This is a genomic window from Paenibacillus sp. (assembly GCF_035645195.1).
GTDB lineage: Bacteria > Bacillota > Bacilli > Paenibacillales > YIM-B00363 > Paenibacillus_AE.
Genome location: NZ_DASQNA010000044.1, coordinates 1 through 25,936, shown reverse-complemented (window position 1 = coordinate 25,936; position 25,936 = coordinate 1). Strand labels below are relative to the sequence as shown.

At 63.0% G+C, this 25,936-nt stretch carries 5 protein-coding genes; all 5 read left to right on the top strand.

The genetic code is table 11. The annotated features are described in order from the left end of the window. Positions 1-196: 196 nt before the first annotated feature. The 5 genes from VE009_RS24635 to VE009_RS24615 all read left to right on the top strand — a co-directional run bounded on the left by VE009_RS24635 (position 197) and on the right by VE009_RS24615 (position 25,755). Positions 197-1,987 carry a B12-binding domain-containing radical SAM protein gene (locus VE009_RS24635; protein WP_325012386.1) on the top strand — a complete coding sequence of 597 codons (1,791 nt, stop codon included), beginning with the start codon at positions 197-199 and terminating at the stop codon, positions 1,985-1,987. 256 nt (positions 1,988-2,243) lie between these two features. Continuing rightward, complete coding sequence (locus tag VE009_RS24630; protein WP_325012384.1) at positions 2,244-7,550, top strand: hypothetical protein; 5,307 nt, start codon at positions 2,244-2,246, stop codon at positions 7,548-7,550. A gap of 35 nt (positions 7,551-7,585) precedes the next feature. Further along, positions 7,586-15,298 carry an S-layer homology domain-containing protein gene (locus tag VE009_RS24625; protein WP_325012383.1) on the top strand — a complete coding sequence of 2,571 codons (7,713 nt, stop codon included), beginning with the start codon at positions 7,586-7,588 and terminating at the stop codon, positions 15,296-15,298. Between the two features lie 98 nt (positions 15,299-15,396). Then, the gene (locus tag VE009_RS24620; protein WP_325012381.1) at positions 15,397-25,071 is read left to right on the top strand and encodes a chitobiase/beta-hexosaminidase C-terminal domain-containing protein; all 9,675 of its coding nucleotides are present in this window, start codon (positions 15,397-15,399) and stop codon (positions 25,069-25,071) included. A 15-nt stretch (positions 25,072-25,086) separates the two neighbouring features. Then, entirely contained in the window at positions 25,087-25,755 is a 669-nt protein-coding gene (locus VE009_RS24615) for a serine protease (RefSeq protein ID WP_325012379.1), read from the top strand. Positions 25,756-25,936 lie beyond the last annotated feature (181 nt).

Sequence of the window (25,936 nt, the reverse complement as noted above, 5' to 3'; positions counted from 1 at the left end):
CAGCCTCGCCGACGCACCAGCCGCCACAACTAGCCTGCCGCGCGGCCGACCGGACGTTCGACGTCGCCGACGCTTTGGTTACTAACCTTCCGCCCGCCCGCGGGAATGCCTGCGCCCGCTCGAACACTTGTTTTGCGCCGCGGCGCTCGTCTGTTACAATGGTGGGGAGTCCTTCAGAAAGGTAGAACATTTTCCGATGAAAACGGTCCTTACGACCTTGAACGCGAAGTACATTCATATGTCGCTCGCGCTCAGGTATTTGAAAGCTTACAGCGAGAAAGAGTTCGACATCGAGCTCGCCGAATATACGATCAAGGATCCGGCGATGAACGTGGTGACCGATCTGTATCGGCGCGCCCCGGACGTGGTCGGGTTTTCGTGTTATATCTGGAACATCGAAGAGACGATCCCGATCATCCGCATGCTGAAAAAAATTCGTCCCGACATCCGGATCGTGCTCGGCGGGCCGGAGGTGTCGTACGACACCCAGTATTGGATGGAGCGCATCCCCGAGGTCGATTTCATCGTCATGGGCGAAGGGGAGGAGACGCTCCACCATCTGCTGACGGAGCTGCGCGACGGAACGGAGAAGTATCACTTCGTATTCGGCATCGCGTACCGCGGGAAGGACGGCTCCGTCGTGCTGAATCCGGGGCGGCCGAAGGCGCTGCTGGACGACCTGCCGTCGCCGCATTATTTCGCGGAGGACGTGCCGCAGCTGCCGACGCGGGTCGTCTATTTCGAGACGAGCCGGGGCTGTCCGTTCTCGTGCCAGTTTTGCCTGTCGTCGATCGAGGTCGGCGTGCGCTACTTCGACATCGAGCGGACGAAGCGGGATTTGCTGCATCTGATCAGGTCCGGCGCGCGGCTCATCAAGTTCGTGGACCGCACGTTCAATATCAAACGCGACTACGCGCTCGAAATTTTTCAATTCCTGATCGACAACCACGGCGGATCGTGCGTGTTCCAGTTCGAAATTACGGCGGACATTATGCGCCCGGAAGTCATTTCGTTCCTTAGCGAGCATGCGCCGCCGGGGGTGTTCCGGTTCGAAATTGGAGTGCAATCGACGAACGAAGCTACGAACGAGATCATCCAGCGGCGCCAAAATTTCGCGAAGCTGTCGCGCACGGTGACGATGATCAAGGAGAGCGGGAAGATCGACCAGCACCTCGACTTGATCGCCGGGCTGCCGGAGGAAGATTACGCGTCGTTCCGCCAAACGTTCAACGACGTCTTCGCGCTGCGGCCGGAGGAGCTGCAGCTCGGCTTCCTGAAGATGCTCCGCGGCACGGGCGTGCGGGCGCGGGCGGCCGAGCACGGATACGTGTTCATGGACAACGCGCCGTACGAAATTCTCGGCAACGATGTGCTGCCGTTCTCCGACATCGTGCGCATCAAGCAGGCGGAGGACGTGCTCGAGAAATATTGGAACGCGCATCGGGCCGACGCGGCGGTGACGTATTTGATCGAGTCGGTCTTCCCGTCCGCGTGGGACTTCTTCCAGGGCTTCGGCGCATACTGGGAGTCCCGAGGCTGGGAGCGGATCGGGCATCAGCTCGAAGATTTGTTCGTCCGGCTGCGCGAGTTTCTCGCGGCGGAAACGCCGCATGCGCTGCCGGCGGCGGAGGGGCTGATGAAGCTGGATTACTTCCGTCAGCATAAGTACCGTCCCCGCAAAATATGGTGGGACCCGGCGCTGTCCGAGACGGAGCACGCCTCCTGGATGCGCCGCCTGCTGGAGCGTCCCGAGGACGTCGGCGAGTCGTTCGCGTCGCTGCGGCTGAACGAGCGCGAGCTGCACAAGCAGGTCATGATCGACCGGGTGCCGTTCGATCTCGCCGCGTACCTCGCGGACGGTGTCGTGCGCTTAGGGCGCGAATCGCTGCTGATCGCGCGCTATCCCGCCGCCTCCTCGGACGCGGTCGCCCGCGCCGTCGAAATCTACTCGCTGCCGATCGTTCCGGCGGTTCTTCCCGGTCAGTAAATGTAAACGAAAAGACTTCTTTCCAGACGGAATCACGGTCTGCGAAAGAAGTCTTTTTTTGTCGAATGGTTGAATTTGGATGGAACTTTTTGCGCGCTTCAAAAGTTGCAGTTCGGTCATAAATTGTTCAGTCACGGTTCAGAATGCCGTGATAAGATGGGATGTATCTGTCATTTATGGGGAATTTATCGAACCAAAGTCCCGGATTTTTTGTAGTTATATGGTCGCATTTGGAAAATGGGTGGAGGATTCGTTTATGCGCAACAAGATGATTAGCATGACGGTAACATTCAGTTTGCTTGTTTCGATGCTGCCGTTGTGGGTCGAACCGGAGATCGCGTATGCGGCCGACCGGGAAGTGACGATCGACGGAACGGGCGTTAAGGTCGGCAACGCCAGCGTCAGCGCGGGGAACGCGGTGGAAGCGTTCGCGATCGATTCGATGAGCGGGAAAGGGTTCTCGAAGAGCACGTCCGGCGACGGAACGGTCAACTACGACTGGGGAGCCGGGGATATTCACACGGGATTGAACGACAAGGGCGTCACCGTCACGCTGACGGTCGACGTAGGGGCGAACTCGACGCTGCGGGACATGGGGTTAAGCGGACATGCGCAGGTCGAGATCGGCTTCTCGAAGCTGGAGTACTACGATCCCCCGGCGTCACCCAAGGAACACACCGATTTCACGCTTAACGTTGATGGCGACGTGAGGAGTTATAGCACCAGGAACGGCGATGCGGACGTCGGCGCGCGCTCGTATTCGGGAACGGTAAAGCCCAATACGAAAATCACGATTACCATTCACGGGACGGGCGATTACAGCAACGACGCGACGGGCGTAAGAGGGTTATACATCCGATTTAAAGACGAACAACGGCCTTCATTAACGAATTACACCTTTACCGGCAACGGCGCGGAACGGACGAACGCGGTCATCAACCAACGGGAGCTGTTCGTCAAGGAAAACGAGCACATTACCCTGACCTACCACTTCAGCGAACCGGTGTTTCCGTACCAATATTCGCTGATGCCGAGCCAAAGCGGGCATTTCTTTCAGCATTTTCTGTTTCAAAACCCGGACGGGACGGGACGGCCCGCGGAAGGACAGCCGCAATATTTTACGAACACCACGTACAATTCCGGAAATCTCAAAGACTTCAAACAAGATATTACATACAACTACACCGGCGTGAAGTACCACAGCAGCGGCAATCTTCCGCTTGAGCCGAAGATGACCGGCATGGGCGGCGGACTGCCGATAAATCTATCGATGGAAGAGAAATTCGCCAATGCGCAGTTCACGGACGCGGCCGGCAATGCGGCGTCGCTGGCCGGCATGACGAAGCCGAGCATGCAGAGCAACAACTATTTGCGCAGCGCGGACACGCACCCGTTCGACTTTGCAAGAGGCGGCTACCGCATCATCGTCGACGCGGTCGCTCCGAAATATACGAAGTCGGGGAACGGCATTCAGCCGGAAATTTTAACCGGCGTCTCGTTAAACCGCGGCGATACGATCGAATTTACCGTGCAATTAGAGGAAGAGACGATCGTCAAGGAAGGCTGGACGGAGGGCGAGACGCATCTGCTGTTCAATAACGGCATGAAGGCCTATTACGTCTCCGGCTTCAATACGAAAAGCTTGAAATTCCGAGCGACGATCGACGGAAGCGTTAACTTGGAAACGCCGCTTCTGAAGGTGATCGCGCTGTCGAACGATAAGAAGCTCGGTTCGCCCGATACGAACGTGCTTCAAGACTACGCGGGCAACATGCTGATCCAGCCCGCGAATTTCGACGGCACGCATACCGACGGCGAAGCGGCCTACGTGAACTCCAAGATCGATTGGGCGAAGCTGTCGATCGACAACACGGCCCCGTTGATCGCGTCTTGGTACGAAAACGGAGGGGCGACGGACCAAACGTATCGGAAGAACGGCAAAATTACGATCGACGCCAACGATCCGAATTTGACGATTCCGGCGCTGGATCCCGACACGGCGCTTCGCGGTCAGCAGCGTCCCAGCAAAGGGATTTATCGTCCTTCCAATATGACCGGGGAAAGCTCTCCGGCCGTCGGCTTGGTGTACTACACTTGGACGCGAAGCCCCGAAGACCCGTTCGCTTCCGTGAGCGGCGATCGCTTCGCAGCCCTCAAGCGGTACTCGCTGTCGGCGAAGCAGCCTCGGGAAGAGCTGTATCCCGACCAAGAAGCGTTCGCGAACCTCACCCTGAGCGTGGCGAACAACAAGACGAATATGATCGCGCCGCCGGTTCAGGCGTTGACCGAGGAAGGCAGCGGCGAATGGTACCTGCACGCCTGGACGGCCGATATGACGTGGGATTCGGCCAGAGAACTGATGCAGTACGAGAAGATGAAGCAGTACGTCGACACGCATCCTGCGCAGTACGAGGCGTGGAAGGCGGAAGCGCCGGGCTCCGAAGCGGATAAAATCGTGTACGCCAACAATAAAGCGCTTGTCGCGGTCGGTCAGTACGGGGATCTCTCGGTGTGGCCGCTCGACGATTTCAAACAAGACGACTCGAACTGGACGCACCATGCGGCCAGAATTCGACTGGATAACAAAAAACCGGATATCCAATTCATCGAAACGAACGGCAATCAAACCTCCGAGGTGAAGGTGACGGTCCAAGTCGCGGATCCGCACAGCGGCATCGCCTCGGTGCAGTACCAGTGGGTGAAGGAAGCGAACGAGCCGCAGGAGATTGATTGGAAAACCGCGGCGCCGACGAACGGCGCGTTCACGGCATCGACGCTGAACGAGGTCATGGAAGACGGCGCTTACCGGCTGTATGTGAAGTCCGCAGACCAGGCCGGGAACGTAACGACGGTGCCGACGGAGCCGGTGATCGTCTCCTCCGCATCGCTCGTGCAGGGCTCCTTCGAACCGGAAACGAACGGGACTTACTTGCAAAGCCATCCGGTGACGTTCCGCTTGGCCGCGGCGCCAGAGCTTGCGGTCGCAAGCGACGCCACGGTTACGGAGGACACCTACGCCGAGGCGACGGCAACGGTGGCGGAGGACGTCTACGCCAACGACGCGTTCGAGGTCGGCTTCGCGCTGCTGCCAAGCTCCGTTCCTCCTGCCGGGGATGCGGCGTATGCGGCGCTTGCGCCGACGGGCGGCAATCCGGATGCCGGGTACTGGCTCTATACGGTTCCGGCGGATCCGCTCAAGAACGGAATCCAATACGTTCATGTGCGTGCCAAAGATAAGAATGGAAGAGTTTATTTCTTCTCCAAGGCGTATTATTTCGACAACGCGGCGCCCGAAGTGGCGTTCAGCCGAACCGAAGTGGCCTATCCGCAGCCGTCTCACGACGTCGTCGTGACGGTGAACGAGCTGTTCAGCGCGGCCGGCCTGGAGGCGAAGTACATGTGGTCGAGAGCCGAGGCGCCGGTTCCCGCCGAGACGACGGAAGGCTGGATCGCCCTTCCTTCCGGCGGGCAGGTCACCGCCGACGCCGACGGGCTCGCTCCGGGGGAGACCGCGGATTATCGCCTGTACGTCTATGTGAAGGACGGCGCGCACAACGCGCGCATCGCGAGCACCGGGCTGTTCAAGGTGTCGAAGCCGGCAGACCGCAACGTCCCGCCGGCATCCGCCATCGCCGATTTGCTGTACGTGTACGGCGACGATGCGGACGGATACACCGCGATCGTGAAATTAAACTTGAACACCGAAGACAAAGCCGGCTATTCGTACTCGATCTCGCCGGATGGCGGGAAGAGCTGGGTGAAATGGCGGCCGTTCACGAACTTCCTCGCGGTGAAGGTGCCTACGGGCAACCCGGGCCAGCTCGCCGTCAAAGTGAAGCTGCGCACGCCCGCCGGCGCGATCGGCGAACCGATCGATTTGAACGTCGCAACGGTGCGCTCCGAGCCGCCGGTGTACGCCGTAGCTTCCATGAATACGGTGAACCCGGTATCCGCTTCGACCGGCGTCAATATCGAGCTGGCGCTGCCGCTCGGCGTGAAGGCGGTGCCTTCGAGCGTGAATCCGTCGGCTCCGATTCGCAGCGGAAACACGTTCAACGTGAAAAAGAACGGGTTCTACTCGTTCGACCTGACGAGCCTCATCGACCCGAGCCTGAAGGATACGCTGTATGTCGTCGTGGATAACGTGGACGGCACGCCGCCGCAGGGCAGCATTCAATATTTGACGGCGTCGAAAACGAACGGCAACGTCACGGTGAAATTGGAAACGTCGGAGCCGGTAAGGGTCGTCAACAACGAAGGCCGGTTCAACTATACGTTCGTCGAGAACGGCTCGTTCACATTCGAATTTATGGACGAAGCGGGGAACATCGGTACGGCGACGGCTTCGGTCGACTACATCCACAAAGAAGGACCGCGGGTCCACGTCGTTCGAACGTACGGATATGGGGAGAACGGCAGCCAGCCGTTCCGAACGATTCGAGACGGTAACGGCAACGTGCTGTATGCATCCGGCGTCACGCTGGAGGTTCGGAAGGACGAGGACGCCGCCGGCGAAAATTACTTGATTTCCCCGGCCGCCGTAACGATGCTTCAGAACGGCGTCGTCTCGTTCACGGTCACGGACGAATACGGCAGCACGATCGTGATCAAGGAACAGGTGAACGAAATCGTCAGCGACGCGCCGCAGGCGCAATCGGTTCACTACGCGTTCGTCGACGAAGCCGGCAACCCGATCCCGACGGAACGAATCGTTACGATTAACGGCGTTCCTTACGCCAAAGGAAAGATGAAAGCTACCGTAACCGGAAGCGTCGCGGCTCCGAACGCCGCATTAGCCGGAGTCGCTCCGATCGCCGAGGGCGGACAATACACGAATCAGATCAGCGGACCGGACGGAACGTTCGCCTATTCCCGAGTGTTTTCCGCGGACGGAACCACCTTCATGGCGGTATCCGATCTGTTGGGCAACGTGAACAAGGTGCCGGTCGCCATTCGGGGCTTGGACAACAAAGCGCCCGATCTGACGCTTGCCTTCCCTGTCGTCAGCGTCGAGCAAAACAAGGCAGGCTTCGATTTCCGCAAGGATTTGGGCGGATATACCGTATCCGATAACGTATCCGCGCTAGAAGACGTCGAAGTATCCGTCAGCGGCTTGGACCTTTCGAAGCTTGGCCGCCAGCGCGTCCAATATACCGCCCGGGACCAAGTCGGCAATGAAACCGTCGCGTATCAGGACGTCGTCGTCGTAAGCAATGCCGGCATGCTGATGTTCGCGAACGACGTGCTCATTTCGGCCAATTCCGGCGAGTCCGCGCTGTTCGACCGCAATGTGCTGACGTTCACGTTCCTCCGTTACAACCGCATGAACGTGGGCGGCGAAGAACGGGTGAACGAGTGGGGCACTTTCGACTTGTATTACCAGGAAGGATTGTACCGCGAAGGCCAAATGAAGGCGATCGCGACCAAGCTGACATACAACGAGCTGGTCGGCAAGTCGTATACGGTCGCGTTCCCGAAAGCGGGCTGGTATACGGTCATTCTGCGGAACCAAGAAAGGGAGCGAGAGTACGCGACCTTCTTTATCGGAAATACGAATCCATAGCAGCTGAGTTGTAGACAGGGAGGCAGAGGCATTCCATGAAATTCGTACGAAAGACGACGGCGCTGCTGCTCATTTTCGTCGTTGCGCTCGGAACGCTGTCGGGCGCCACGACCGCGCTCGCAGCCGTCGTAAGCCAGCCGGACGTTACGGTGCTGCAGAACGACTTCATTAAAATTACGGTGGATAACGCGACGGGGCGTTTCGGCGTCCGCACGGTCGAAGGCCAGCCGGTTCGCAAGAAGGATCAGAACGTCAACATGCTGTTCCGCGGGGACGATCCGGAGACGTCGTTCACGACGTTCCGGATCGACGGCACGGATTACATTTTCGGTAATCCCTATAAATTCGCCGCCGACTTTTTCTCGGAAATCACCCCGCCGGTCGTCGTCAACAATCCGAACGGGACGAAGCAAATCGAAACCGTCTGGAAAATCAAAGGGGTCCAAATCAAGCAAATTTTGATGCTGTACTCCGACCCGTCCGACCTGAAGAACGCAGGCAACGTCAATATTCGTTATGAAGTGATCAACCGAAGCGGGGCCGACGTACAAGTCGGCTCCCGCATTTTGCTCGATACGATGGTCGCCGGCAACGACGGCCCTCAATTCCAAATCGGGACGGCTTACAAATCGCCGCTGCAGGTGGAGCGCAAGCTCGTTCACGAACCGGAGAAGCTCGGCGTCCCCGTCGAAGACAGGGCGTTCTACAAATTGCCTCCGTATTGGGTGATGCGGGATTCTTACGACCCGACGAACCCGCTGGCGACCAACGTCGTCGCGTACGGCTTTAACAATTTCGCCGAGCGCGACATTAACATCGTCGACGAGATGATCGTCGGCCATTGGAACGGTTTGGCGAACACGAAATGGGATTATACGCCGAACGGCAATTTGGACTTCACGAGGGATACGAACGATTACGGCACCGCCGACTCGGCGGTAGCGTTCTACTGGAATCCTGCCAAAGTGGCCGACCAGACGGCGCAAACGTTCGAAACGGTGTACGGCTTAGGGGAAATTATCGAGCCCGATAAGGTATTTTCGATCCGTTATCTCGATACGCCCCAGCAGCTGGCCGTCTTGGACGATAACAGCGCCTACGCGAACGACGGCGTCTTCGACATTATCGCCGAAGTCGAAAACTTGGCCATGTATGGCATGGATCATTCTCGCATCGACGTCGACCTGACGCTGGAGAGCGGACTCAGCTTCGCGAAGCTCGACGCCCAAGGCAACGTCATGCGGGATGCGAACGGCAAGCCGCTGACGGAGTCGTACCGGACGCTGTCCAAGACGTACCGCAAGACGGCGACGCCCGAAGAAGCGGCGCAGGGCATCATCCCGAAATATAAGCCGGGGGATACCATCGTCGCCTCGTTCAAAGTCGTGGCGAAAGGAAAGCCTTGGCCGACGACCCAAGAATATTTGCTGACGGCCCGGAGCCCGGAGACGCAAGGGAAAATCGCAGGCTTGGAGGACGAGGGCATTAAAGCCCAGTACGAGTCGAACAAGGCGAATTTCATTCTCCTCCCGGCGGTCGGAGATGCGGCGGCGACTTATGTGTACGGGTTGGCGCCGAAAGAACTGTTCCAGTCGGACGTCAAATACGTCACGGTGAATCTGACGAATATCGGCGCGTACTTCACGGGGAACGAGAGCAGCGATCCGAACTTCGATCTGTTCTTCAAGGAGAAGGTCACGGGGAAGCGGTATCGCGTTCCGGTGAAAACATCGGTCACGCTGCTTCCGACCGATGACGGGTTTTCCGGCGATATGCGCATTACGTATCAAGGCGGGGATCGCGTCAACGAGGCCGGCGACGTCATCGAAGCGGGGCTCGGACCGGAGCTGCCGCTCGGGGAATATTCGGTCGAGATCGATTACAAAGGGGACGCAGGCGGAGATCCGGAAACGGCCGCGCTGTTCGACTTAACGTCCGAGCAAACGTTCCTTGTCACGGACAACGCGGAATCCAGAATTCGCGAAGCGAATATTTTGGCCGTATACAAGCAGTCCGTGGATATTAGCCACGTGACCCCGTCGCTGTCCGGCGATTTGCTGGAGGAGCTGAACGAGCTGTACCCCGATGCGCCTTTCGAAGGCGGGGAAGATTTATACTCGGCCGTTATGGCGTATAAGCAAGCGCGGACGTTCGTCGCCATGGCCAGCAAAGCCGTGGACCCCGAATTCGATACCGCTTCCTACTTGGACGACTCCGCGCTCGCGGAAACGCCGACGTACCATTACAGGCTGTTCGAGTCGGACGAAGCGATGGAAGAGTTTTTCGGGGACGAGGACATCGAGCGGGAATCGCTGGTCGTCGTCCGCGGCATGATTCGCGAAGTGGGCGAAGGCAGCGACAAGCAGGTCATCGTCGATACGAAAACCGAGCCCGCCCTCATCAACGACGCGGTCGCGTACAAAGGGAAGGACATGGTGTTCGCCCGAGGCAAGCTGGATGCGTTCGGCGTAGACGACAGCGTCGGAGGGTACGACGACATGCCGTTCTTCGATACGCTCTTCGTGAAGGGCGAGGGGACGCTCAGCGTCGCCAGCAGCGGATTTATTTTCCATGACGGCGAGTGGACGCTCGACTTTTACAACGGTTTCGAAAAGACGCTCGGAGACGGGTACCTCATCGAAGACGAATCGTTCCCGGACAGCGGCGGCAACGAAGAGGATAACAGCCTCAACGGTACGCTCAGCTGGGCGGTCGGGGCTCTCGGGGACCGATTGAACCCGCTCCGGCAGCTGATGATCGAGCAGGTGTATTTCAATAAACAAAGCTTGTTCTCGCCGTCTTTGTTCACGTTCGACGGCTTCGGATTTACGTTCAACGATTTCGTGCTGACGCAAGGCGGCATCTCTTTCGGCGGGAAGCTTTCGCTGAAGGTCATCGAAGCGGAGATGCGCAACGTCGTGTTCAACGACAAGGGCTTCGTCGGCGTGGATGCGCACTTGAAATTCGATTTGAACGAGGAGCTGGGCTTGATCGGTCCCGACGATTCGGGCAAGGCCGGCGATAGCGCAGGCTCGGGAAGCGGTTCGGGAAGCGGCTCCGGCGGAGGCGCTGGAGGAGGCGCAGGCGGAGGTTCGGGCGGCGGCACCGGCGGTACGGGGGGCGGTTCGGAACCGGAAGAGCCTTCCAAGCCGAAGGGCAGCATCGACATCGTTCACTTCGTTCAGGATGTGGACGACGTGTCGAACCAGTACGGCGTCAGCTTCGCCGCGCAGCTCAAGAGCATGGTCGAGATCGAAGCGGCGCTTTCGTTCAAACGGGTCGCGGACGGACGCATTTTGCCGGACGTCGTCGCCTTCGGCACGACGCTGCCGAAGCCGGGCGTGCTGGTCACGGGCGCGACTTACATCACGGGCGTTCGGGGCGCGGTGCGCGAGCTTGCGGATACGATCGCGGGCGGCACGAAAGACGATCCGTTCCCGCTCGTGATCGAGGCCGGCGTCAGCCTGAAATTCGGCGTTTCCCCGGCGTATCATTTCGGCGATATCGATTTAACGCTGAAGCGGACCGGGATCAAGATCGAAGGGAAGATGGACTTCTCCGCGGTTCCCGAGCCGACGGACGACGATCTGCTGCCGATGCTTACCTACGCGCTCTTGGAGGCGCAGTGGGTGAAGCCGTGGTTCGTGCGGCTAGAGGCCGAGGTAGACATCGGAGGCTGGGATTTGATCGTCGGGAAAGCCGGCATTTTCGTCGGGCAAAATCTCGAGAAAAACCGTATCGACTTCGAAGGATACATCGGGGCGAAGGTGCAAATCCCGAGCAGCGTGCCCGTCGTCGGCGGCATCCCGCTCAGCAGCGTATTCTTCGGACTGAATAACGATAAGATTTGGGGCAGCGTCGGGGTTCTGTTCGTAACGCTGGGCGTCACCTACTACTGGGGCGGCGGCGTCGAGTTCGGTACGTCCGGGGAGCAGTTGCCCGAAGGGCTGGTGCACCTCGTCGTCGACAACCCGGAACGCGGACCGCAGCTGCTCGTCATCGGCCAGGGGATGACTACGGTCGCCACCTCGTGGCTCGATACGGAGCAGGAGACGCAAGAGATCGTATACCGGGAAGTCGCGGACGGCGTCAGCGTGCTCGATACGGGCGCGATGAACGTCGGCATCGGCGGCATTACGGTCAAGAACGGCGGACGGGTGCATGAAATCCCGATGGCCGGCGTGTCCGGCAACGCCATCATCGAAATGGAATACGTAGAGCAGCAGATGCCTAGCTTTACGCTGAAGGATGCGTCCGGCAAGACGTATCCGATCGTCTTCGACAATACGAACACGAATCCGAAGGCCAACGCTTTCACGCAGGTCATTCCGGCGGCGAGTTCGTCCGAAGGCGTGGACGTGCGCAAAGCGTACATTCTGATACCGAGCGATCGCACGCAGCAAGGCGGCGTTTGGACGCTGACGGCCGTGAATCCGGTGGAGACGCGTCTGCTCAACGTTCCGAATACGCCGACGCTGAAGAACGTCGCGCTGGCGAAGCATCAGAACAACGCGAATCTGTTTACGGCCTCCTGGTCGGTGGACCATGCCAAGGCGGGCGATACGATCAACTTGTACCTCGCCAAGGACGCGGTGACGGCGCGAACGACGAAGCTCGAGGGCGGCGCGGATGTGCTGGAGCCGGGAGATCCGGGCCTGTTGATCGCGAAAGACCTTCCGGTCGATCATCAAGGCGGCGTCGCCGGCAAGACGACGAGCGGGAGTCTCGCGATCGACGTCACTCAAGTTTCGATGCTCGGCGATGTGGAAGACATTCGCGGGCTGCTGCAGCAGGGCGAATATTATTTGCGGGCGGAGCTTCGCTCGGACAGCGCGTTCGGCACGAAAACTTCGGCGGACCGATTCGAAATCATCGATCCTCTTGCGCCGAAGGAAGTCGAGGCCGTCGCGATCGAACCGGGCGGCAACGGATATTTCGAGCTGTCGTTCAAGCCTTCGCCGAAGAAGCAGGGCCACGAACCGTTCGAGCACAGCTACCAGATCGAAGCGTTCCGGCAGATCGGCGAAAAGCTTGAGCCGTACTCCAACTTCGGCGAGCTGCTGTTCACCGAGGCCGAGCTCGCGCCGTATTGGAACCCGCAAACAGGGCGCTACGAGGGCATCCGCGTAGGCGGCTGGGCGGCGACGACGACGAGCGACGCGATCGATGTGGCCAGCTTGGAGGGCACGGTCATGAACCTCCAAGAAGAAGTGAAATATACGGGGCTCGAGGTCGGACATACGTATGCGATCGGCGTGTCCGCCGTCACGAAGCCGACGATAGAAGCGGACAAAAACGAGAATTATCATTTCGCGGCGGCCGTGAAGAGCGCCTCGAAGCTGCTGCCGGTTCCGGCGAAGCCGAAGCTGAGCGCCGCGTCGGCGTCTCTGTCGGCCGTGAACGCGCATGCGATTCACATGCTGACGAATCAAACCGCACAAAGCGTCGAACTGACGTCGAACCAAAAGGATATCGAGGTCGAAGCGTTCTACGGCGAGGAGTCGCTGGGCGTATTCCCGTTCGCGAACGAAGCCGGCGGAAGCCGCGGGACGCTGAAGTTCGACCGCTTGAAGACGGACGGTCCGTACGCGATCGAGCTGGTGGCGCGGAACAAGAAGACGAAAGACGTCGGAACCACCATGCTGTACCTGACGGTGGACACGTTGGCGCCGGTGCTGTACATCGACGCGCCTGCGACCGGCGAGCGAGCGAGCGAGGGATTGATCGAGGTTGCGGGTCAAACCTCGAACGACGCGGCGCTGCTCGTCAACGGAACGGCCGTTACCGTCGAAGAGGACGGCCGCTTCCGCGGCACCGTGCCGATCGACTCGGTCGAACCGAACGTTTCGCTTCGATTCGTCGCGACCGACGGAGCGGGGAACGAGAACGCGGCGGTCGTCGACATTACGAACGACATCGCGGTGCCGGTCGGGCTGGTCTTGGAGCAGCTTCCGGTCTTGCTGCCCGGAGCGGAGCGAACGATTCAGGCGTCGCTGCGGGTGCCGGACGGCAAGGACGCGCAGGGCAAACCGAAATTTAAGACGATTCCGGTGCCGCCCGAGCTGAAAGATCGATTGACGTTCGAGGTCGCTCAAGGCGAAGCCGTCAGCGTCAGCGAGACCGGCAAGATCAAAGGGCTCGAAGTCGGCGCCAGCTTAGTCCAGGCGACGTATCGGGTTTCCGACGGGGTGACGATCGAAGGCATGGCCGTCGCTTCGGTACAGCTTCCGGAGCCGGCGGCGATGAAGTCGATCGCGCTGAGCGCGTCCTCCGTCGCGGGCGGGAAAACGAAGCTGAGCTGGACGCTGCCTTCGGATATAGACCTCGGCGGCAAACAATTGGTGTACCGCCGTTTCAACACGGACGCCATCACTGTCCCGGCATTCCGGGAAGCAATCGCGGATTGGGCGTTCGTTCCGGAGGACGGCATCGTCGACGTGCACGCGAGGGAAGCGATCATGGTCGCGCTCCGAACGTCGTCGGGCAAGGAAGTCGTCGCCGTGTCCGCCGCGGTGCGGACTCCGGGATCGCAAACGGGCGTCGGCGGCTTCGGAGGTTTCGGAGGCTTCGGCGGCTTCGCCGGAGGCGGTTCGAGCAGCGTGATGCTCAACAACAAGCCGGCAACGATGTCGAGCAACTCCGAATCCGTGGTCGTCGTCGTGGGTTCGCATGATCTCGAAGGGATCGCTGGGGATATCGTCATCGCCTCCGCCGAACTGGCCGCCCCGTCGGTCACGATTCAGTTCCGCGCCGACGCGGTGAAGCAGGCGATTCAGAAGAAGAAAACCATCCGCATCCAAATGCCGAAAGCGACTCTGGAGTTTCCTCCGGATAAGCTCGCCGGCGTGACGAACGGGTTCGAATTGACGCTGAAGAACAACGAAGAGGCGGCGGCGAGCGAAACGAGCGCCCTCTTGTCGAAGGTGCAGGCTTCCTTGTTAGGCGCCGGAGAAGGCGTCACGATCGAAACGAATCTTCCGGATTCGGCGTGGAACGGCTACGTCGACATGAAGCTGCCGCTTCCGGAGACGGTCGCGGCGGAGGAGCTTACCGCCGTCGTTCTGGTCGGCGGGGACGGCCGCTGGACGCCGCTGCCATGGGCCATGGACGAAAGCGGCGGCAAGCCGACGGTCGAGGTGCGATTGACCGGCAAGGGCAGCGTCGCGTTCGTCGGCAAATCGCAGACGTTCGACGACGTCCCGCACGAGTTCTGGGGACGCGAGAGCATCGAATCCGCCGCGTCGAAGCTGCTCGTCATGGGGAAAGGCGACAACCGCTACGATCCCGAGGCGAGCATTACCCGCGCCGAATACCCGACGTTGCTGCTGCGCGTCGCCGGCATGATGAACCGAACCGGCAGCCGCGCGTTCGCAGACGTGAAAAGCTCCGATTGGTATCGCGACAGCGTCTCGGCCGCGGCGGAGCTCGGGTTGGTGAACGGCCTCGAGAACGGCGCGTTCGCTCCGAACGCAACGCTGACGCGCGTCGAGGCGATGGCGATGGTCGGCCGACTGGTCTCGACGCTCGGCGTCGCGAAGCCGCTCACCGAGCGGGAGACGGCGGCGATTCTCGGCAGGTTCGAGGACGCGGCTTCGGTTCCGGATTGGGCGAAGACCGAGGTGGCTTTGGCCGTACGATTAGGCATCATCGAGGGTACAGGCGGCAGCATCGCGCCGAACGGCGTCCTGACGCGGGCGCAGGCGGCGGCGATCGCCGTGCGTATCGACCAATTGATTACGAAGAAGTAAGGCTGTGTGTCCGCATTTGTCTCTAGGACGGTGCGGACACCGTTTTTCGAGGATATTTTCCCAGGATGATAGAAAGTACTCTTTAGGATGGTGCAGAAATGATACGGAAGCACAGAAGGGTCGGCTTCGCCCTTTCGATCGTCGCTCTGTTGGCGGCCATGTGGACCTGCGTGCAGTGGGCGACCGCGGGCGCTCATCATTGGACGGACCATGCCGACAGCGGCTGGTACGATCCGATTTATCCGAGCTACACGATCGATACGCCGGCGAAGCTGGCGGGCGCGGCGAAGCTCGTGAACGACGGGGTCGTCGACGGATTTGCGGGCAAAGTGCTCGAGATCGATCGGAATTTGGATTTGTCCGCTTACGAGTGGGTGCCGATCGGAACGGCGGCCAACCCGTTCAAAGGGACCTTGATCGCCAAAGGCGGAGCGACGGTGACGATCGACGGGATGAAAATCACGGGAGACGTGCCGTATGCGGGTCTGATCGGCGTGATGCAAGGGGGGACGGTAGGCGGCTTCACGTTCGCCGGCACCGGCTTTATCGACGTGCAGAGCGTCTCGGAAGACGTGTACGCCGGCTCGGCGGTCGGCTGGATGTCGGGCGTCAGCACCGTGTACGACATCTCCAACTACATGACCGTCGAGGCGGATGCGCCCGCGGGGATTTCCGCGGCGGGCGGCATCGCAGGCTCCGCGGGGGGCGTGATCGCGAATTCGAACAACTACGCCGCCGTGACGACGACCGGCTCGGTCGCTTACGCGGGCGGCGTCGCGGGACAGACGAGCGCGCAAGGCCTCGTCATGAAGAAGGTCGGCAATGCGGGCGCGATCCGATCCGGGTCGGCGTCCGGCACGATCGTCTACGCAGGGGGGATCGCGGGGGCGACGGAAGGGGCCCTGACGATGAACGAGGACGACACGCCGATCGGCAATACGGGCAGCGTCTCCGGCTTCGGCGGGACGACGGTGTACGCGGGCGGCATCCTCGGCAGCGTCGGAGGACCGGTCGCGTTCTCCAGCAATACGTCGAACTCGGGCGCGGTGTTGATCGACGCGGCGGCGGCGCAGAGCACGCATGCCGGCACGCTCGCCGGCTCGGTCCGCGCGGACCTCGGCCCGCTGTCGTTCACCTTCACGAATACGGGAACGGTCGAGAACCGCGGGGGAACGCGCGCGATGACCGGCGGCCTCGTCGGTTCGACCGCCGCGCCGTTCGAGTGGGCGAGCGTCTATACCAACGCCGCGAGCGTTACCGCTTCCGGCGTTTCGGAAGTGTATACCGGCGGGTTGGTCGGTTACGCGGAACGTCAGCTCCGTTTCGCGAGCGGCGCGCATAACGCGGGAGCGGTGACGGTGACGGGCGCTCCGGCCGAGGCGTATACGGGCGGTCTCGTCGGCCGCGCGTCCGAGCGGTTGCTGCTGGACAGCGATGCGCCGAGCGCGTATACGAACAGCGGCGCGATTTCCGTCAACGGCGGCACTGGCGTATACACCGGCGGCATTGTTTCCAATAGAGCTTACGCGCGCACCTCCGCTCTGCCGAGCGACAACGTCGTGAGCAGCGGGGACATTACGGTGAACGCCGTGTCGGCGGCGTATACCGGCGGCTATATCGGCGCGCTGACGGACGGCGTCGACCGGACCGTGACGGGCGCTTCGTTCGCCGGCCGGATCACGGTCGCGGCGACGGGCGCGGACGCGGACCGTCCGGTGCGCACCGGCGGCGTAGTCGGTTACATCGCGGACGGGACCGTGGCCAACGGTACGTTCCGCGGGTCGATCGCCGCGACCGGCGGCAGCCATGTATTGACGGGCGGGATCGCCGGCGCGACGCAGAACGCGACGCTGTCCGGTTCCCGCTCGGGGAATGCGTCGGACGCGTTCGCGACGATCGCCTCCGACGGCGTCGCCGGCGGGGTCGTCGGGCAGTCGAACGGCACCGTCTCGCAGAGCGCCGTCGGTTACCTTGCGCTGACGGCGACGACGGACGGGGGGACGGCGGGAGGCATCGCCGGACGCGCCGTCGGCGTCATCGACAACGCGGTATCGGGCGTCGAGAACAGCGACGCATTCGCGAGCGTGACGCTGCGCGGCGCGGGAATCGATCAGCTGACCGCGGGCGGTATCGTCGGCACGAACGACGGCGCGCTTCGTCTGACGGGCATCCGGTCGATCAAGGTTCAGCTGCTGGCCGACACGGGAACGACCGGGCATCGGCTCGGCGGCGTCGCGGGGTTGCTGACGGCGGAATCAATCGTCGGCGCCGCGGATGCGCTCGCGAAAGCCGAGGCGCTCAATTTCGACGTGCCGGCCGGCGGCACCGACGTCGGGGGCATCGTCGGCGTCAATCGCACCTCGCATTTGTACGCCGAAAGCGACGGCATTACGCTGCGCATCCAAGGCGCCGCCGTGCAAGCGGGCGGCATCGCGGGCGCGAACGAAGCGGAGCTCGCGGACGGCGCCAGCCGCCTGATCGCGAAGAACGGTTCGTATCTTTCGACCGGGAATACGGTCCGCATGGGCGGGGTATTCGGGGAAAACCGGTCGCGCGCGGCGAACGCGGCGGCCGAGCATATCGACATTACGGCGGAAGGCAGCGCGAACGATCTCGGCGGCATCGCCGGCCGGAACGTCGGCTTGCTTGCGGACGCCTCCGCCTTGAACGTTACGCTCCAGCCGAAGGGCGAGTTTGGCGCGGCGGGGGGCATCGTCGGCCGATCGGAGAGAAGCGGCGGCGAAGCGCCGTCCATCGTCGATCCAATCGTCGAAGCGCAGGACGCGCCGCTCGCGACCGTCACTGGCGCCAATGTGTTCGTCGGCGGGATCGCGGGCATCGCGAAGGAGACCGCCATCGACTACCCGACCGTGAAGGCGGAGACGCCGAACGTCGTCATGCTGACGATCCGCGGGAACGGCGCGCAGGCGGGCGGCATCGCGGGACGGCTCGAGCAATCGACGGCAAGAGGGGATACGTTCCGCGCGAACGCGGAGAACGTGCTGATTTCCGTCGCTGCGGAAGCCGCGAACGTATACGCGGGCGGACTCGTCGGCTATAGCGACGTCTCCGGGCTCGACAGCCTTGTCGGGCAGCGCATGAACGTCATCGTGAGCGGTCCGAACGCCGTCGCCGGCGGCATGGCGGGGTACCATCGCGGCACGAACGCCGCCTTGATCCACCACGTGTATCTGACGGAGTTCAACCTCCGGACGAACGAATCCGCTTCGGGCGCGACTATCGGCGGTTTCGTCGGCTTGAACGACGCAAGAGCGGGCGATCCGACGACGACGCCGGCGACGACGGCGAGCTCGATCCAAAAGAGCCGCATCGTCGGCGCGGTTCAGTCGCAGTCTCCGTCCTCCAAAATCGGGGGCATGGCGGGGGAAAACCGCACGTTGATCGCGAACAACAGCATCAGCGACAAAATTCCGGTCACCTCGAAAGGGAACGGCAGCGTCGTCGGCGGTTTGGCCGGCGTCAACGCCGCGACCGGCACGCTGTATTACACCTACGCCAACTCGACGCTGACGGTCGAGGGCGAAAGCGCGACGGCCGGCGGGCTCGTCGGCGCGAACGACGGGCGGATTGTCGCTTCGTACGTGGACATCGACGTCGCCGGCAAGTCGAACGGAACGGCGTCCGCCTGGGCCGCGCTCGGCGGCTTGGTCGGCCGAACGTCCGGCGCGATCGAAGCCTCGTACGCGAACGCGAAGGTCGCCGCGGCGGGGGCATATACGCTCGCGGGCGGGTTCGCCGGAGAGCTGACGGGCGGCTCGATCGCGAACGCCTATGCGGCGAAGTCGGTCGACGCGTCCGGCGCGAACTCGTATGCGGGCGGCTTCCTCGGCCGCATTACGGGCGGACAAGTGAATACGGCATACGCGGCGGGCAGGGTCACGGCGTCGAACGGCGCATTGGCCGGCGGCTTCGCGGGCCGGTATGACACGGCCAATAAGGAGCTGCTGTTCCGCACGTATTATATGAAGGACGAAGCGCAAGGGATTAACGCGGACTTGCCCGACTTCGCCGAAGGGAATTACCGCTGGCTCAACAACCGGCCTCGGATCAGCACGATTCTTGGCGACACGCTGAAAGATCGCGCCGCGTTCCCGGCTTTGTCGGGCTGGGACTTCGCCGCGGTATGGAAGTACGGCTCGTTGAACGCCGAGTACCAATACCCGGAGCTGATTCGCAGCGCGAATACGGGCGGCGGGGACGGCAGTCAAGTGAACGCCAACATCAATTGGTATACGCGCGATAAGGACGCCGTCGAATTCGAGCTTCGCACCGAAGCGGAGCTCGCGGGGCTGGCGGCCGTCGTGAACGGAACGGTGCCGGGGCTCGCCGCGTTCGATTTCGCCGGCCGAACGATTCGCATCGTTCAACCGATCCATATCCAGTCGAGCCAATGGGTGCCGATCGGCATCGACGACGCCCATGCGTTCCAAGGCGCTTTGGACGGGGGCGGGCATTTGATCGACGGCTTCACGGTGAAGCCGGGGTACGACTATGCCGGATTGTTCGGCATTCTCGGCGTATCGTCGTCGGTCGAGCGGCTCTCCTTGGAGCCGCTCGCCGTGGAAGGCGTTCGCCTGACGGGCGCGCTGGCGGGACTCGGCCGAGGCAGCGTCTCGGACGTCGACGTGCAGCTCGTGCGCGAAGCGCGCGTCAGCGGGAACGTCGTCGGCGGCATCTTGGGCAAGAACGAAGGAACGATCGACGGACTGTCCGTCGCCTTGGGCGAGCAAGCCGTCATCGAAGGGGTGTCCGATCGAGCCGTCGTCGGCGGAGCGATCGGGGACAACGCCGCTGCCGTACCGGCCGGCGCGCTGCGGGCGAGCTCGCTGCTCGGCACGATTCGGAGCGCGGGAGCGGAGACGATCGCGGGCGGCTTGATCGGGCGGCAGGCCGGGAACGTCGCGGGCTTGACCGTCGAAGCGGGATATGCGCTGCAGACGACCGGCGCGGACGCGATGGTCGGCGGCCTCGTCGGCCACTTCGTGTCGGGACGGGCGGATACCGTTAAGCTGGTCTTGAACGGCGGGGATGTGCAGGCGCTCGGCGCGAACTCGACTGTCGGCGGTATCGCCGGCCGGTCCGAAGCGGCCAACCCGATGAGCGGCGTCAGCGTCGAAGGCGTCCAGGCCGGCGGAAGCATCAAAGGCACCGCCGTCGTCGGGGGCATCGCCGGCGCGAAGCTCGGGAGCGGGACGAACGCGTTCGATATGCAGTCGGCGCATGCGTCCGGCGTCGCGATCGCGTCCGCGGACAACGCCGCGCAGCCTGCCGTCGGCGGCATCGTCGGCGTCTTGACGGACGCCGCCGTATCCGACGCGGTTTCGAACGCGGCGATACGAGCGTCGGGCAACCGGGCCGCGGCCGGCGGCATCGCCGGCACGGCGGAAAATTCCATCGTGTATCGAGCGGCCGCGACGCCGAACATCGCGCTCTCGGCCGCAGCGACGGAAGGCGCCGCCGGCGGCATCGTCGGGACGCTGTCGTCGGGCGACCCGAACCGGGCGTACGATTTCGGGCTCATGATTCCGTTGTACCATGGCGTCTACGACGCCAAGACGCTCGCCGGATCGATCAAGGCGGACAGCGCGAACCAGGCGGCCGTCTTGTATGCGGGGGGCATCGCCGGCAAGCTGTCCGGCGCGTCGATCTACCAGTCGAAGTCTTCGGCGTCCATCGAGGCGCACGGTGCCGATCAAGCCTACGTCGGCGGCATCGCCGGCCATTCCGACGGCATCGTCGTCGGAGCCGTGTCGGAGAGCGGCGTATCGGCCGATACGAGCCGGGTATACCGAGTCGGCGGCGCGTTCGGCGCCGTCGCCGGCGGCGAGATTCATTACTCGCGGACGCTCGCGTCCGGCAGCGTGAACGTCGGTTCGGCCGTCGGCCGGCCGCTCTTCCTGCCGGCGACCCGGGCGGGCGGCTTCGCCGGGACGGTCGTCAATGCCGTCATCGAGCGTTCCTACGCCGAGGCGGCGGTGAGCGTGCAGGATACGAATCCGGACAACACGCTGTATGCCGGCGGCTTCGCGGGCACCGTCGGCGAGGACGATCCTCGCCCGGGCCGCATCCGAGAGGCATACGCGTCGGGCGCCGTCGCGCTCGCCGCGCAAGGCGGCTCGCATGTCGGGGGCTTCGCGGGTTCGGTCGACCATTATGAAATCGACTTTGCCCGCGCATCGGGCTCCCTGCAGCATACCGGCTTCGATCCGCGGACCGGCGGCTTCGCGGCGGCCGTGGAGCGGAACGGGCGCATCTCGAACGCATACGCGCTGTCGCCGCGCATGGAAGCGAGCGGCACGGAGCAAAGCACGAGGCTGTACATCGGCGGCTTCGCCGCTTACAACGACGGCGACTTGGATTCGGTGTACTCGGGCGGCGGCGAAGCCGTCATCCGGGCGAACGGGAATCTCGTCTACCGCGGGGCGCTGCTCGGCTATCAGTACAAGGATGGTTCGATCGTATCGTCGGCGCACGCCGCGCCGGGGAGTCCGATCGGGTACCAGCTCGGGACGGCAGCGGGCATCGCGGCGGAGGACCGCGGCGCCGCCATCTCCGCCTTGTATTGGAACTTCGATATCGATACGGCGTTCTTGAGCGAGTCTGCGCTCGATACGGTATCAATTTCGACCGTGCCGCAGCTGCTCGGCGCGATCCTGCTTTACAATGAGGATTCCGGCCTTGCGTATTACCGGTTGTACCATCGGACGGCCGCTGCGGCGCCGGAGCTTGAACGCTTCTCGCTCGCGGCCGATCTCGACGGATCGAACGTCCAATGGCTGTCGTTCGCGGCGTTCCGCGGGACGTTCGAGGGCAACGGGCACGTCATTCACGGATTCCGCGCAGCGGGATCGGGGGACGTGCCGGCCGGCTTCGCACGCGAAAACTTCGGCACGATCTCGAACCTGACGTTCCGCGGCGCGGACGTCGCCGGCGCCGCGGATACGGGCGTTGTCGCGGGCGTGAACCGCGCCGGAGGCGCGATCCGCAGCGTGGAGGTTTCCGGGACGGTTCGGGGCGGCGCGCGCGTCGGCGCGATCGCAGGCACGAACGAGGGCACGGTGTCGGAAGCGAAAACCGATGCGGCCGTCGTCGCTAGGGCGGCCGCGTCGCCGCTCGCCGCCGGCGGCATCGCCGGACGCAATGCGGCGCCGGGGGTCATCCGCGACAGCGCGTTCGCGGGCGGCGTCGAGGCGGAGGGCGCCGACCTCGTACAGGTCGGCGGCATCGCCGGCGTCAACGAGGGCCGTATCGAGTCGGCCGACATTCGAGGAAGCTTGAACGGGAAAGCGGCGGGACGTCTTCTCGTCGGCGGGGCGGCCGGGGGCAACGCAGCTTCCGGCACGATCGCCGAAGCTGCGTCGAGCGTAGCCGTCGAAGCGGCGGCCGGCGCGCTCGCCGTCGGCGGCATCGCCGGCGATAATGCAGGCGCGATCGAGAACGGCTCGTACGACGGCGCTTTGAACGCGGCGGGGGCTCCGGAGGCGAAGATCGGCGGCATCGCCGGCTCGAATCAGGGGCGCATCGCCGGCGCGAACGCCAAGGGAACCATTGCCGGCGCCGAAGTGTCGCGGCTCACCGCCGGCGGCATCGTCGGAGAGAACCTCGCTTCCGGCGTCGTCGAATCGGCGAAGTCCTCCGTCGGCTTCCAGACGAAAGGCGACGAGCTTGCGGTCGGCGGCGTCGTCGGAACGAATTTTGGGGAGATCGGGAACAGCTCCTATACAGGACGTCTGCAGGCGGAGGGCGCCGCATCGCTGCAAGCGGGCGGCATCGCCGGAACCAACCGGGGGCGCATCGCCGTGTCGTTCGCCTCCGGCGCTGTGACGGCTGCCGGACCGGCGCTTCAAGCCGGCGGCATCGCCGGGGGGAACCTCGCTTCCGGCATCATCGCCGAATCGTTCGCCTACAGCGCGGTCCGCGCTTCCGGCGCATCGCCGGCGGCGGGGGGGATCGCCGGTCGGAACGAAGGCGGCATCGAGCATGTTTCCTTCGCCGGCGAAGTTCGCGCGGAAGGCACGAACCGCGCTTACGCCGGCGGCATCGCCGGCGTGGCGGCGAGCGGCGCGATCTCGCGTTCGATCAACGTCGGCGAAGCCGAAGCGAGCGTCGCCGGGGCCATCGTCCCGGGGACGACGTTCTTCGGGGGCGTCGCCGGCCAGAAGCTGGCCGCGGCGACCATTTCGAACAGCGTGTTCAATAAACAGATGCTTAAGACGAATACGGCCTACTACGACGAGGCGGCCAAGCGCGTATCCGGCGACATCGCCGGGGCGCGGGGACTCCCGGCGAGCGCGCTCGCAAGCGGCAGCGTGCCGAACGGCTTGCAGGCCGACCGCTGGATTGCGGCTGCGGGATCATATCCGCGGCTTGCCGCCTTCGGCGCCAGCCCCGACGCGGCGCTCGCGTCCGTCGCGGTCGTCTTCGCCGAACGGGACGGGTTGTACGGCGTCTCGACCGATTTCGAAGTGACGGGGGACGCGGGGATCGCATGGACCGCTAACCCGAACGAGATCGTGTTCCTCAGGGATGCAGGCAAGCTGAAAGCGAGGCTGCGGACGGCCGGCGCCGTTACGTTGACGGCGAAGGCGCAAGGGCTCAGCCGCGACATCGTCGTGAACGAGCCGCCCCTTCGCTTCGCGGAACAAGCGAAGGCGCCTTACGCCGGTCCCGGCGAAAGGTCGTTCGCCTCGACCGCTCAGGTCGTGCTGATCACGGACGAACCGGGCGGAGTCATCTACTATACGCTTGACGGCAGCGCGCCGACCGTATATTCCATGCTGTATACGGGGCCGATCGCGCTGAACGACACGGCGACGATCAAGGCGATCGCCGTAGCGGAAGACAAGGAAAGCAGCGCTGTGTTTACCGGCGTATGGCAAAAACTCAATCCCGGTTTCGGGGGCTTCGTCTTCGTACCGATCGTCGAACCGAAGCCGGAGGTCGTGGCGCGGATCGGCGGCGTGGAAGCGGGCGCGGGCGATCAGCCGGTGAAGGTGGCCAAGAACAGTAAAGTGACGCTGACCGCGCCGGAAGGCCGGAAGCTCTACTATACGACGGACGGCAGCAAGCCGACGAAGTCCTCCGCGGTCTACGACGGAGCCATCGTCGTAACGCGCAGCACGACGATCCGGGTGCTCGTCGAAGGCAGCGACGTCGTCGAATCGTTCCGGGTGCAGGTCGGGAACGCGGCGTATTCGGTCAAACCGGAAGCGGCGGAAATCCGCTATATGACCGGCTACGCGGACGGAACGTTCAAGCCGGACGCCGCCTTGAGCCGCGGCGAGCTCGTTCGCGCCATCGCGCCGCTGATCGATATGGAAGAAGTCGATGTCGCGAACGTGTTCTCGGACGTGGCGGGCGAATCCGAAACGCTGGTGGCGTTCTTCGCTTCCGCGGGTCTGATTCAAGGGTATCCGGACGGCACCTTCGGCACCGATCGAGGGTTGACGCGGGCGGAGTTCGTCGTCATCATGGCGCGGCTGCTCCAGCTCGAGCAACAGCGGGGAACGGCGCCGCTCGCGGACGTCAGGGGCCATTGGTCCGAAGGCTACGTCAACGCGTTCACCGCGGCCGGCTACATTCAAGGCTTCCCGGACGGGACGTTCCGGCCGGACGAGGAGCTGACTAGAGCGCAGGCCGTCGTGTTGATCAATCGCATGCTCGGCGCGAAAGCGAAGGCCGACGCCCGCGCGTTCGCGGACGTGGATGCGTCCCATTGGGCATACGAACAAATTATGGCGGCAGCGCAATAACGGAAGGGGAACGCAATGATCAAGAGGACGCGAACGATATGGCTCGCGGCGGCGCTGGCGATGCTGCTGGCGCCCGGGCTTTTCCTCCTCGACCGCGCCGCGGCGGACGAACCGCCGCGGTACGACGCGGAGGCGGTCTACGAGCGATCGCATCAAGCGGTGTTCTACGTGCGGGCGCTGCGCGCCAACGGAACGGTGGCGGCGACGGGCACGGGCGCTGTGATCGGCTCGAACGGCACCGCGGTTACCGCTTATCATGTGGTAGAAGGCGCGGAACGGCTGCAGGCCGTCTTCCCGGACGGCACGACGGCGGAATCGATTCAAGTGATCGCTTCGTCGGTCGAGAACGATGCGGCCGTATTAAAGCTTCCTTCCCGCAAGGAGGGGTATTCGGCGCTAACGCTTCGGCAGGGCGCCGTCAAGCACGGCGAGAAAATGTTTGCGATCGGCTATCCGCTCAAAAACACGCCGATCGTCACGGAAGGCATCGTCAATTCGCCGAAAGCGGAGATCAACGGGAAAAGCCGGATCCTCACGTCCGCGCAAATCGCGAACGGCATGTCCGGCGGACCGCTGATCGACGAGGAGGGGCGGCTTGCGGGCGTCATCTCCGGCTCGCTCCGGACGATGGGGAACATTCACCTCGTCGTTCCGGCGAGCGCGGTGCAAACGCTGTTGAAATAAAAAATTCAAAAGGGGAACCGGACATAGCGTCCGGTTCCCCTTTGTTTGTACGCCCAGCATGGGCGTCATCTCTACGGTGAAAGTCCGGAATGGGGGCTGGCAAGCGCCTACCATTAGCCAAAAGCAAGGGTGTCTGTCGTGAGGCAGAATCTGGAGGAAGCTGGAGGCAAAAGCACGGTTC